This is a genomic window from Pseudomonas putida (assembly GCF_001976065.1).
Classification (GTDB): domain Bacteria; phylum Pseudomonadota; class Gammaproteobacteria; order Pseudomonadales; family Pseudomonadaceae; genus Aquipseudomonas; species Aquipseudomonas serbica.
This window is the reverse complement of the sequence record NZ_MNAH01000001.1, coordinates 650,557-662,931: the sequence shown is the minus strand read 5'-3', so window position 1 is coordinate 662,931 and position 12,375 is coordinate 650,557. Positions and strand designations below refer to the sequence as shown.

Below are 12,375 nucleotides of genomic sequence, written 5' to 3'. Positions count from 1 at the left end.
GCGAACCTACCACTGGAAGTCGCCTGCATGAGCAAACCGGGTCAAATGGTGCTGGTCGCACTGCGCAAGATGATCGCTTCGGGCGAACTGGCGGCCGGCGAACGGCTGATGGAAATCCCGACGGCGGAACGCTTCGGCGTCTCGCGCATGCCGGTGCGCATGGCCTTCGTCACGCTGGAGCAGGAAGGCTTGCTGGTACGCCATGGCGGGCGGGGTTATCAGGTGCGCTCGGTGAGTGCTGACGATATCGCCGGCGCCGTGGAGGTACGCGGGGTACTGGAGGGTCTGGCGGCGCGGCAGAGCGCCGAACGCGGCTTGAGTGAACAAGCGCAGGCGGCGCTGCGCGAATGCCTGGTGCAAGGCGATGCACTGTTCGACAAAGGCTACGTGACAGAAGAAGACCTCGAGGCGTTCCACGACCTCAACATGCGCTTTCATCAGGTAATCGTCGAGAGCAGCGCCAACCCGGCGATTGCCGAAGCCTTGGCGCGCAACGACCATCGCCCCTTCGCTTCAGTGTCAGCGCTGGCGATCGATCGCCAGGACATGGCGCGCGAATATCGGCGCTTCAACTTCGCGCACATGCAACACCACTCGGTCTACGACGCGCTGGTCAGCCGCCAGGGCGCACGCGCTGAAGCCATCATGCGTGAGCACGCCAATGCCACACTGCGTTACGCCGAGGTCTTCGGTGCGATCAGCAACAGCGACCGGATGAAAGTGATCGCGCGCGGCGAGTGATCGGCGGGTTAGAGGTCCAGCACCAACAGCCTGGTCTTGGCCCTCGAGCAGCAAGGCGTGAACTGATCATTGGCCGCTTGCTCTTCTTCGGTGAGGAACAGGTCACGGTGATCCGGCACCCCTTCCAGCACACGGGTCAGGCAGGTGCCGCAGATGCCCTGCTCGCAGGAAAGCGCAATCTCGACACCGTGGCTTTCCAGCACCTGGACCACCGTCTTGTCGGCCGGAACGTCGAACACCTGCCCGCTGCTGCCCAGCTTGACCTGGAACGATCCATCAGCACTGGTATCCACCGGCGCTGCGGCGAAGTACTCACGGTGTAACTGGCCATCGCTCCAGCCCTGGGCCTTGGCACTGTCGAGCACATGCTGCATGAACCCCGAAGGACCGCAGACATACAGGTGCACATCAGGCTGCGGATGGGCCAGGACCCTGGCGGCATCCAGGCGCGAATCGGCCTCTTCATCAAAATGCAGGTGCACGCGATCGGCAAAGGAGGCCCCTTTGAGTCGCTCGACGAACGCCGCGCGGTCACTGGAGCGGGCACAATAATGCAGCTCGAAATCGGCACCGCTGTGGGCCAGTTGCTCGGCCATGCACAGGATCGGGGTGATGCCGATGCCGCCAGCGAACAACAGGCTGCGCCGCCCCTCGGCTACCAGCGGGAACAGGTTGCGCGGTTCGCTGATGAACAGCCGATCACCGCTGTTGACCTGCTCATGCAGGCCTTGGGATCCACCGCGTGAGGCGGAGTCCTTGAGCACGCCGATCAGGTAGCGATGACGCTCTTGCGGGTGATTGCACAGCGAGTACTGGCGGATCAATCCGCCAGGCAGGTGCACGTCGATATGGGCCCCGGCACTGAAACCGGGCAGTTGCCCGCCTTGTGCACAGGCCAGCTCGTAGCTGCAGATATCCAGCGCTTCGTTGTTGCGGGATGTCACGACGACTTCAATCATGGCGCACCTTCAGGACCGGCCACCGAAGTGGCCGTGAACAAGATCAATAGGAGAGGACTGGTTTAGCGCCCCAGGGCTAGTTGGCCGTGGCGATCAGCTCGGCAGCCGGCGCGCGCTCACGGGCGATGATTCGCTCCAGCACGCGACGGGACTGCACACCACCGGCGTCGATATTGAGCTTGAGCAGGTTGCGCTGGGGATTGGCCAGCAGGTTCTTCTGCTGTTGTTCGAGCATGTCGAGGTCTTCGCTGAAAATCTTGCCCTGGCCCTCGCGGATGCTGGCGGTCAGTTCTTCGTCGTGGGGATTGAAATTGCGCGCCATGCCCCAGAAGTACCAGATCGACGTCTCGGTTTGCGGGGTAATGAAGTCGACCACGATGCTCGCGGCCTTGTGTTGCGGCTCGGCGTGATACCCGCCCTTGCCGGCATGGGCCACGCCCACCTCGATCAACACGTGGCTGGGCGGGGTAAAACGGCAGATCTGCCAACGGTCTACCGGCACGTCGTCGGCCAGGTTGTTGCCGCGCAGGGCCATGCGCCAGAACGGCGGCGCCATGATGTTTTCCATGTGCCGCGCGGTGACCACCTCGTCACCCTCGACGGTGGTGACCGGCGCCGCTTCATCGATCTCCTTCTGGCCGATGCTCGAGGCGTGCACATAGGTTTCGTGGGTGAGGTCCATCAGGTTATCGATCATCAACCGATAGTCGCAATTGATGTGGAACAGCCCGCCGCCGTAGGCCCACTCGTCGCTGACCGCCCACTCCAGATGATGGATCAGTGCAGGGTCAGCCTTGTCCTGCTCGCCGGGCCAGACCCAGATGAACCCGTAACGCTCTTCAACGGCGTAGGTCTTGTTGCACGGAAAACCCCGTACGCGCTGCCCCGGCATTTCGACGGTCTTGCCGTCACAGCCCATGACCAGTCCGTGGTAGCCACAGACCAGGTTGCCGTTTTCGACATAACCCAGCGAAAGCGGGGCACCGCGGTGCGGGCAAAAATCCTCGACGGCGGCAACGCGCCCTTCATGGCCACGATAGAAAACGATTTTCTCACCGCATATCTGCCGCCCCAAAGGCTTGGAAGCGATCTCGTCAGGGGTGCAGGCGACATACCAGGTGTTTTTCGGATACATAGGGTTCTCCGGGACAGGCTTGTTTTTATGGATCCATTTGATCGGATAAACCTGATATCCGTCAAGCTTTTTACGGCGCCGACAACTCTAATGGATCCATTAAAACCAAAACACCGATATTCGACCTTCGAACACCTGAGGCACGCCAAGTCGGTCCTGACTACGTGGATGACACTTTTGAAGCCAACCGCTTCAACGCCTGCCTCGATAATCGATAGCTTACTGACGAACTGTCGAGGTCAAGCATGACGAGCACAACTACGGAACAAGTCAGCCCGAAAACACTGAGAAGAGTGATAGTGGCTGCCGGCATCGGCAATTTCGTCGAGTGGTTCGATTTCGCCGTCTACGGTTTTCTGGCCACGACCATCGCCCAGCAATTTTTCCCCAGCGGCGATACCAGTGCCGCGCTGCTCAAGACCTTCGCGGTATTCGCCGTAGCTTTTGCATTTCGGCCCCTTGGCGGGATTTTCTTCGGCATGCTGGGCGACAGGATCGGCCGCAAGCGCACCCTGGCGATGACGATCCTGCTGATGGCCGGTGCGACGACCTTGATCGGCCTGCTACCCACGTATGCCGCGATCGGGGTCACGGCGCCGATTCTTCTGTCCCTGATCCGTTGCGCCCAGGGCTTTTCCGCCGGCGGCGAATACGCAGGAGCCTGTGCCTACCTGATGGAGCACGCACCGAGCGATAAACGCGCCTGGTACGGCAGCTTCATTCCGGTGTCGACGTTTTCCGCCTTCGCCGCGGCCGCCGTGGTGGCCTACGCACTCGAGGCCTCTTTGTCGGCCGAAGCGATGGGCAGCTGGGGCTGGCGCTTGCCGTTCCTGATTGCCGCGCCGCTGGGCCTGGTGGGTCTTTATTTGCGCTGCAAGCTCGATGAGACACCGGCATTCCAGGCGGTGACCGAGGAACATGCCGTGGCCCATTCCCCACTCAAGGAAACCTTGCGCAACCATGGCGCGGCCATCTGTTGCCTGGGCGCCTTTGTGTCGCTCACGGCGCTGTCGTTCTACATGTTCACCACCTACTTCGCGACCTACCTGCAAGTTGCAGGTGGCCTGAGTCGCGCGACAGCGTTGCTGGTGTCGCTGATTGCCTTGCTGTTCGCCGCGGCGATCTGCCCGCTGGCCGGGCTGTATTCGGACCGGGTCGGGCGGCGAATGACAGTGATGACCGCGTGCGCCCTGTTGATCGTTGCCGTGTACCCGGCGTTCCTGATGGCCAGCTCCGGCTCGTTCGCAGCGTCCGTTGCCGGCGTGATGCTACTGGCGGTCGGCGCGGTATTGTGTGGCGTGGTCACCGCGGCCCTGCTCTCGGAAACCTTCCCCACCCGCACTCGCTATACCGCCTCGGCGATCACCTACAACATGGCCTACACCATCTTCGGCGGCACCGCCCCCCTGGTGGCTACCTGGTTGATCAGCACTACCGGTAGCAACCTGTCGCCGGCGTTCTATCTGATCGCGATTGCCTTGCTGGCGCTGGCGGGTGGACTGGCATTGCCGGAGACGTCACGGATTTCCCTGCATGACGTGCAGGCGCAGGGTAAAGGTGCAGGTGTGAGGGCTGCGGCCTGAAACACCGATTGCCGAACAGCCTCATCACGCCGGGGGTTATCGTGGCGTGCCGCGCGTTTCCAGCAATCCCGTCTCCTGCTCGATCGTGCTGCAAAGGTCTGCTACCCCCTTCGACAGCCTTGGCAACTGGTAAGCCGGCGATGCAGGCGTATATTGGTAGTGTCGATCCAGGTAGTTGGGCGATAAAAGATCGCCAATGGTGGGACAAGCGAGAGTGCTGGGGGCGCTAGCGGATAACCCGGAACGTTGGAGGTGTCACATGAGGCAGTATCAACGACTCTTTCTGATCGCAGGTCCCACAATGCGTCACTCGCCGGCGATGGAGCGGGCGATCGCACTGGCCGACGCTACAGGCGCAGCGCTGCATATCGCAGTGTTCATCGAAGACTTCGACCTTATGCGGCTAATGAGCAACAGCGAACAACTTCGTGAGAGTTGCCGGCAGGAGAACCTGCAGTGGTTGACGGATGAGGCCGAACTCATGCGCAGGAAGGGCATCAATGTGACCATCGAAGTTGCATTGACCCGTGACCCGCTGCAAGAGATCCTTGGGCATGTGGCTGTAATGCTGCCGGACATGATTATCAAGGACGTACATCATGAATCAGCGCTCAAACGCGTATTCGTCACGCCTTTGGATTGGCAGTTGTTGCGTGGATGTCCGACCCCCATACATCTGGTCAGCGAAGTCAGGTGTCCGCTTCCTCGGGTGATTGTGGCGGCGGTTGATCCATCGCATCCAGAGGGTCAGATCAGCGGAATCAACGACAGCGTCATTCAGGCGGCGAACGAACTGGCTACGCAATGTGAGGCTGAATTGCACATGCTGTATGCCTACGAACTGACACACACACATTTCTCTGATGCAGGTGCTGGTGCCGTGACGATGCCAGGCTTCAGCGACGACGTGCGCCGGTCACTTGAAAAGTGCTTTGTTGCCTTGGCTGGACGCCACGGCGTGCCACCTGAGCGACAACACTTCATAGCAGGGCCGCCAACCAAAGCAATGGCCGATTTTGCCACTCATACTCGAGCGGATGTCTTCGTAATGGGAAATACCCATCACAAAGGGGTGGACAAGCTGGTTGGCAGTACCACGGAGCATGTTCTTTATCAGGTGCCCTGCAGCGTTTTGGCCATCAAGGGAGAAGCGGATCTCAGGTAGGTCAACGATTTCCGTTAGCTTGGATCAAACCGAATCAGCGCCAAAAACCGCTGCTAGTCAGCAACACATCACAAAGCAAGGAAAACACTCAGCCCCGAGAGGTCGTCGAACGATGCCAGGAGGAAGTCAACAGAGATACAGGCCCGGCAGCCGGGAAAAACATTATCGCGGACGTTTGTCGAAAGCTGGAGGACGAATTCCGCAAGAGTTTGAGCCTCGCGCCATAGGAAAAGCCGTTTACGAAGCCCGCTATTGAGCGGGCTTTTTTGTCCTTGGCATCCGGCAGTAATCGGCCAGAAGCGGTCGTTGAAATGCTCAGAATCGCGCTATGCAACGTCACTTGTTCAGGCTATTGCTTGATGCTCGACTGCTCTGAAACCTAAGCTCTGAGTGAACCGCAACAGATAGCCATCTGGATCAAGCACCAAAAAATTAAGCTCTCCGTGCAGGCGCTCTTTATCTCGGTACCAGCACTCTTCAATGGGTCTGCGCAATTCAATACCAGCATCTTCGATGGTCCTAGCCAAAGCTTTGGTATCAGAGCACTGGATCGAAAGATTCATCCCTCGGCCATAGGGTGATAATAGAGGGCCAACACGCCATGGAGACTCTTCCAAGTCATCCTGCTCCAGCATCAATTGGCTCCCTTGAAAGGACAGGAAAGTGAACTTGTCCTCAGGCCTTTCGTATTCAATTTTGAAGCCCAGAATCAGGCAGTAAAAATCTAAGCTTCGTTTTAAGTCAGAGACAATCATCTCTGGAACTAATGTGTTCATCTTCATGAACGGACTCCTTGTCGTTGATAACACCCCACAAGCAGTGGGATGGCTGCCCATCTCTGCTCGGCACTGTTTGTACCACGATATCTACTTATGGTCGCAATTCCGCGACCGACCGTTTTGGATCGGTTTCAGCCGGTCGTGACAGGCAGAAATCGGCCAAAAGCGGACATGCCCCTCGCGCATCTACCGATGTAAACGCTCATTGCATTCCCTACATTGCAAATGTCAAAACCTCATTTTGAACCCCATCAAGTCAGAACCCTGCGCATTGCCCTCGAAGCTTTGCTGATATCCCGCTGCTAAGCACCGTGCGTCAGCACCCTAAGTAGGTTAACTACTCGCCAGTTCGTCAAGAACGGCGATCTGCATGTGTCCCGTGCAAACGCTAGGCGTTTCTCCGCGTACTCGCTCCAATCGTCGTGGTCACGCATCCGAGGCGGTCAGGCTGTCATCCGGTGGCAAGCGGTCCACCCGTAATGCCTCAACGACCAGCGAAAACGCCTGGGAGGGTTGTCGGCGGCTGGGGTAATACAGGTGAAAACCGCCGAAGGGTTCACACCAGTTCTCCAATACCCGAACAAGTCGCCCTTCGGTTAGATGCGGGGCAAACTCATCCTCGGGTAGATAGGCGATACCCAGTCCACTCACCGCAGCATCGGCGATATGGGTGGTGGAATTGAATACCAATTGGCCGTCTACCCGCACTTTCAGTTTCTTGCCCTGGCGCTCGAATTCCCACGCGTCCATGCCGTCATAGGTGGGGAAACGTATGTCGATGCAGCGATGTGCTGCCAGATCGCGAGGGTATTCAGGGACAGGGTTTTGGGCGAAGTAGCTTGGCGCTGCCACTACGGCCATTCGTATAGCCGGACCAATGGGCACGGCAATCATGTCTTGGGCCACCGTGTCACTGAAGCGCACGCCAGCATCGAAGCGGTCGGCGACGATATCGCGAAAGCCATAGTTGATATCGAATTCCAGCTTGATATCCGGGTACATCTGCAGCAGCGGCGTCAGCTTGGGTAGCAGCGTGGTCTTGATGATGTTGTCACCGCAGGTTATCCGTACCGTGCCGGCCGGTTTGTCGCGCAACTCGGTCAAGGCTTCCACTTCGGCTTCGATTTCATCAAAGCGATGGCCCACCGCTTCCAGCAGCCGCTCACCCGCCGTAGTCAGAGAAACGCTGCGCGTGGTGCGGGTAAGCAAGCGAATTTTTAGACGTGCTTCCAGGGCCGAAACCACCTGACTTACGGCCGATTGGGTCACCCCAAGTTGCACCGCAGCGCGGGTAAAGCTGCCCACACGTGCCACGGTCACAAAGGCCAGCAGATCGTTGAAATTGTGTTTAGCCATAGCGATAGCCTCGGGCTATTGATTAGGCATACTTATATCCGCATTAAGCATTCATTAGCTAATCAAAATCTCAATATTCAGCAACAATAGCTGGCATCCCAGGCCTGCGTGAAGAGGGCGAAGCCTCGCGCTAACTGCCTACGTCGCCGTTAACTTTCCTCTGAAAAGGTCGCTGCATGAAAAGACTCGTCGTAATGCTCGGGTTTCTGCTCAGTTCATTCACCGCGTTAGGAGCCGATATGTCCAACGGTGCAGATAATTTCTTCAAAAGTGACAAGGTGACCGTGCAAAAGGTCAGCTTCAAAAATCAGTACCAGCTCAATGTGGTGGGTAATCTGTTCATCCCTAAAGGTCTGGACAACGCCACTCGTAGCCCGGCGATTATCGTGGGCCACCCGATGGGCGCGGTGAAGGAGCAAAGCTCCAACCTGTATGCGCAAAAACTTGCGGAACAAGGCTTCGTCACCCTGGCGCTGGATTTGTCGTTCTGGGGCGAAAGCGAAGGCATGCCACGCAATGCGGTGCTGCCGGACATGTACGCCGAGGACTTCAGCGCCGCCGTGGATTATCTCGGCACGCGGCCCTTTATCGACCGTCAGCGCATCGGCGTGCTGGGTATCTGTGGCAGCGGTAGCTTTGTGATCAGCGCGGCCAAGATCGACCCGCGCATGAAAGCCATCGCCACTGTCAGCATGTACGATATGGGCGCCGCCAACCGCAACGGTCTCAAGCATTCGCAAACGCTTGAGCAGCGCAAGCAGGTCATCGCAGCTGCGGCCGAACAGCGTTATGTGGAATTCACAGGCGGCAAGATCGAATATACCGGCGGCACCGTGCAGGAGCTCAATGCCGACACCCACCCCATTCAGCGTGAGTTCTTTGACTTCTACCGCACCCCGCGTGGCGAATTCACCCCGACAAACTCCACATCCCAGCAGACCACCCGCCCGACGCTGAGCAGCAGCACCAAGTTCATGAATTTCTACCCATTCGTAGATATCGAGAGTATTTCGCCCCGCCCGATGTTGTTTATCACAGGTGAAAACGCCCACTCCCGCGAGTTCAGCGAAGAGGCGTTCCGCCTGGCGGGTGAACCTAAAGAGTTGGTCATTGTGCCCAACGCCGGCCATGTCGATCTGTATGACCGGGTAGATCTGATTCCTTTCGCCAAGCTGACCCAGTTCTTCCAGAACCACCTGAAGCAACCGGCAGGCACCCCCAAGGCTAATCAACCCCACGATGAATAACACTTGCGCTGATACCCGCTTGGGCGCCACCTCAGCCAGCGAAACAGGCACGCGTGCTGGTCACTGGGGCGGCGTTTATGCGATGACATTGTGCGTGTTCGCACTGATCGCATCGGAGTTCATGCCAGTCAGCCTGCTGACTCCATTGGCAGACGACCTGCAGGTCAGCCAAGGCTTGGCGGGCCAAGGGCTTGCCATCTCTGGCGCGTTTGCAGTGTTGGCCAGCCTGTCCATCAGCTGGATCGCCGGCACCGTAAATAGAAAGACGCTGCTTCTGGCGCTAACTGGCTTGATGGCTGTATCGGGCACCGTTGTGGCACTTGCACCGAACTACCTGATCTACATGGTTGGGCGTGCCCTGATTGGCGTGGTGATTGGCGGTTTCTGGTCGATGTCGGCAGCCACCGCGATGCGCCTGGTTCCGGCCGCTCAGGTGCCCAGGGCGCTGGCTGTTTTCAACAGCGGCAACGCCCTGGCGACAGTGGTGGCAGCGCCACTGGGCAGTTATCTGGGTTCAGTAGTAGGTTGGCGTGGTGCATTTTTCTGCTTGGTTCCGGTGGCGCTGATTGCCCTGGTCTGGCAATGGATCAGCCTGCCAAGTATGGCAACGCAGGAGCGCTCGCCAGGTGCTGGCAATGTTTTCAAACTGCTGAAAAATCGCACGGTGGCACTGGGCATGGCCGCCAGCGGCCTGTTTTTTATGGGCCAGTTTGCGCTGTTCACTTACCTGCGCCCGTTTCTGGAAACAGTCACCCTGGTCAACGTGCCGACCCTTTCTCTGCTGCTATTGGTGATCGGCATAGCTGGCTTTTGTGGCACGACGATGATCGGCGTGGTGCTGAAACGCAGCCTGTATGGAATCCTGAGTACTATCTCACTGCTGATGGCCGTGATTGCTTTGGCGCTGATTCCTGCTGGCACTTGGGTTATCGCCGTGGCGGTGCTGCTGGGGCTTTGGGGATTTATCGCGACGGCAGCGCCAGTCGGCTGGTGGAGTTGGATCGCGCACGCTTTGCCAAATCACGCCGAGGCGGGCGGTGGACTGATGGTGGCAATCGTGCAGTTGGCCATCGCAGTGGGTTCCATCGTGGGCGGCGTACTGTTTGACACTCTCGGCTACCAGAGCACTTTCATCGCCAGCGCAGCGCTATTGATGCTAGCCGCCTTGTTGACCTTTCTGACCTCCCGCTCGCCGGTGCCGCATACCCGGTGACCCATCCACTCGACGGAGCAAGGCCATGCATACGCGCAGTCTTGGCACCGATTACTCCCAAGGCTGGAAGGGCCTCTGGCTGGTGACATTGATGCCATTTGCCCTATCGGCTTCCCCCCTCGCCGCTGTGACGGAAATCGCAAGCCCTCCAATAGGCATGGAGAACACAACGATGTGGATGACCGTCGGCCAACAGCGCTTCGCCATATCTCTTGAAGACAACCCGACCACTCGTGAGCTAGTCGCCCGATTGCCGCTCAGCCTGGACATGACGGAGCTGCACAACAACGAGAAGTACGCCACCTTGCAGCATCCATTACCCACCCAAGCCTACCGGCCAGGAACCATCCACAGCGGTGATGTGCTCTTGTACGGAGCAGACACCTTGGTGGTCTTTTATACAACCTTTACCTCGTCCTATTCCTATTCCCGTCTCGGCCGCATCGACAACTCGGCAGGCCTTGCCAAGGCCCTAGGCCGCAACGATGTTCGCGTGACATTTTCCGTTGACTAGGGATGCAAAGTTAACGCGACCACGACTACTCAAGCGCTGCACGTCAGCCCCACACTTGAACTTTGATTCAGGAGTTTTCCATGACGCCCACACGCTCCGCTTCAACCCTAGCCGCACTGGCGCTGCTCACGGGCACGTATTTCGGGCCAGCCGCCGCGGCCGAGCAGAACTCGACTACTCAGCAAATCACTCGTGCGGGAGAGCAAGCCTCGATGACAGGGCCTGCTGATTATTTCACTGGCCGCGTTCGGGTTGACCCGTTGACTGCCGTAACCGCCGACCTCAATACCTCAGCGGTCTACGTCACCTTTGAGCCTGGCGCTCGTTCGGCTTGGCACACGCACCCTGCTGGACAATATCTGGTCGTGACAGCGGGGGTAGGACGTACTCAGGAATGGGGAAAAGTCGTGCAGGAATTACGTCCTGGTGATGTGGTGTGGTGCCCGCCGGGGGTCAAGCACTGGCATGGCGCCGCGCCATCGACTGCCATGACGCACATGGCTATCACCGGCACGAAGAATGGTAACAACGTCAATTGGATGGAGAAAGTGAGCGATGAACAGTACCCAGCCAAGTAACCGCTGCGATGTCCGGTTAGGCGCGCTGGGCTTCGTAATCCTGGTCAGTTTCGCCTGGGCCCAGATATCCAGCGCCAATACCTCCCATGAACCGGAGAAACAACTAGTGAGTGAGCAGCCTTTAACCGCCAAGCAACAGGTAATTGCCCCAATTGGCGCCAGCATGGCGGTCGGCGATATGTCCCGTTTGCACGACGCGCTCAATCGCGGCCTCGATGCCGGGCTGACGATTAGCGAGAGCAAGGAGATCCTGGTTCAGCTCTATGCCTATGCCGGGTTCCCGCGCAGCCTCAATGCCTTGTCGTTGCTGATGAAAGTCCTGGAAGACCGTGCCGTACGGGGTATTCATGACGCGCCGGGGCGCGATCCAGGCCCTGTTCCCTCGGGGCGCGCTTTGCTCGATCTTGGCACCGACAATCAAACCCGGCTGTTGGGCGCGCCGGTGTCAGGACCGCTGTTTGAATTCGCCCCCGCCATTGATCAGTTTTTGAAAGGCCACCTGTTTGGCGACATTTTCGCCCGCGACAACCTTGAATGGACTGACCGTGAACTGGCCACCGTAGGGGCCATCGCCGCGATGCCAGGGTTAGAGCCGCAGCTGGAGTCTCATCTGAAAATCAGCATGAATGTTGGCCTGACAGTGCAGCAGCTGCATCAGGTGGCTAGCGAACTGAAGACAGCCGGTGAGCCGGATGGAGCTGAGCGTATTTTAGTGGCCTTGGAAAAAATCAGCGGCAGAGCGCGGTATCAGGCAGGGACCGATTGAGGGGCCGTGCGGCTATTGCCAGTCTGGTCAGGTGATGGCCGCGACAGCCTTGCTTAAAGGTACCCCCAAGCCCAGCGATGTGCATATCCAAGTGACGATAGTCAATCTGTGTCGCCGCGTTACCTACGACGCCATCCATGCTGCCGTCCACGAATTGGCCGCGCGCTTAGCAGTGAAGGACTAGCCAAATGGCCAAATGTGTTCTCCGCGATGCCCGTATTCAAGGAAGTCTTTGCGGGCAGGAGGTGATACGTGAGGCAGTCGTCTGATAATAGTTATCTGCTGCGCTCATGAATGCCTAGAGGGCTGGCGCTGTAGAATCTCTGGCTTCAATCTTGA

General features: G+C 58.4%; 12 protein-coding genes and 1 pseudogene. 9 read left to right on the top strand and 4 right to left on the bottom strand.

Annotation, left to right across the window (positions count from 1 at the left end):
• Positions 1-27 precede the first annotated feature (27 nt).
• Entirely contained in the window at positions 28-741 is a 714-nt protein-coding gene (locus BKX96_RS03065) for a GntR family transcriptional regulator (protein ID WP_046815196.1), read from the top strand.
• An 8-nt stretch (positions 742-749) separates the two neighbouring features.
• Here the strand turns inward: BKX96_RS03065 and BKX96_RS03060 are convergent, their stop codons facing one another.
• Both BKX96_RS03060 and BKX96_RS03055 read right to left on the bottom strand, forming a co-directional pair.
• Positions 750-1,700, bottom strand: coding sequence for a PDR/VanB family oxidoreductase (locus BKX96_RS03060; protein ID WP_077182661.1), 951 nt, complete (start codon positions 1,698-1,700; stop codon positions 750-752).
• A gap of 76 nt (positions 1,701-1,776) precedes the next feature.
• Positions 1,777-2,835 (bottom strand): Rieske 2Fe-2S domain-containing protein, encoded by a 1,059-nt coding sequence (locus BKX96_RS03055; RefSeq protein WP_046815194.1) that lies wholly within the window; start codon positions 2,833-2,835, stop codon positions 1,777-1,779.
• Between the two features lie 245 nt (positions 2,836-3,080).
• Between BKX96_RS03055 and BKX96_RS03050 the strand changes: the two genes are divergently transcribed.
• A complete protein-coding gene (locus BKX96_RS03050) occupies positions 3,081-4,418 on the top strand; it encodes an MFS transporter (protein WP_046815193.1) in 1,338 nt (445 codons plus the stop codon).
• A 259-nt stretch (positions 4,419-4,677) separates the two neighbouring features.
• Positions 4,678-5,583 carry a universal stress protein gene (locus tag BKX96_RS03045; RefSeq protein WP_077182660.1) on the top strand — a complete coding sequence of 302 codons (906 nt, stop codon included), beginning with the start codon at positions 4,678-4,680 and terminating at the stop codon, positions 5,581-5,583.
• Between the two features lie 344 nt (positions 5,584-5,927).
• Here BKX96_RS03045 and BKX96_RS03040 read toward each other — a convergent pair whose 3' ends face one another.
• Together BKX96_RS03040 and BKX96_RS03035 are read right to left on the bottom strand one after the other, a co-directional pair.
• On the bottom strand, positions 5,928-6,365 hold the full coding sequence (locus BKX96_RS03040) for a bleomycin resistance protein (RefSeq protein ID WP_077182659.1): 438 nt from the start codon (positions 6,363-6,365) through the stop codon (positions 5,928-5,930).
• A 423-nt stretch (positions 6,366-6,788) separates the two neighbouring features.
• Positions 6,789-7,718, bottom strand: a complete 930-nt coding sequence (locus BKX96_RS03035) for a LysR family transcriptional regulator (RefSeq protein ID WP_077182658.1) — start codon at positions 7,716-7,718, stop codon at positions 6,789-6,791.
• A 176-nt stretch (positions 7,719-7,894) separates the two neighbouring features.
• Here BKX96_RS03035 and BKX96_RS03030 point away from each other — a divergent pair, with 176 nt between their 5' ends.
• The 6 genes and pseudogenes from BKX96_RS03030 to BKX96_RS03005 all read left to right on the top strand — a co-directional run.
• Positions 7,895-8,965 carry an alpha/beta hydrolase gene (locus BKX96_RS03030; RefSeq protein ID WP_046815189.1) on the top strand — a complete coding sequence of 357 codons (1,071 nt, stop codon included), beginning with the start codon at positions 7,895-7,897 and terminating at the stop codon, positions 8,963-8,965.
• Positions 8,966-9,047: 82 nt separating this feature from the next.
• Positions 9,048-10,178: an MFS transporter gene (locus tag BKX96_RS03025; protein WP_046815188.1), complete on the top strand. Its 1,131-nt coding sequence runs from the start codon at positions 9,048-9,050 to the stop codon at positions 10,176-10,178.
• Positions 10,179-10,203: 25 nt separating this feature from the next.
• Positions 10,204-10,692, top strand: a complete 489-nt coding sequence (locus BKX96_RS03020) for a cyclophilin-like fold protein (RefSeq protein WP_248686926.1) — start codon at positions 10,204-10,206, stop codon at positions 10,690-10,692.
• A gap of 80 nt (positions 10,693-10,772) precedes the next feature.
• Positions 10,773-11,270, top strand: a complete 498-nt coding sequence (locus BKX96_RS03015) for a (R)-mandelonitrile lyase (RefSeq protein WP_077182657.1) — start codon at positions 10,773-10,775, stop codon at positions 11,268-11,270.
• A complete protein-coding gene (locus tag BKX96_RS03010; protein ID WP_077182656.1) occupies positions 11,248-12,036 on the top strand; it encodes a carboxymuconolactone decarboxylase family protein in 789 nt (262 codons plus the stop codon). Before BKX96_RS03015 ends, BKX96_RS03010 begins: the two co-directional genes overlap by 23 nt.
• A 7-nt stretch (positions 12,037-12,043) precedes the next feature.
• Positions 12,044-12,220, top strand: a pseudogene (locus tag BKX96_RS03005) (2Fe-2S iron-sulfur cluster-binding protein); the annotation flags it as partial.
• Positions 12,221-12,375: the final 155 nt, after the last annotated feature.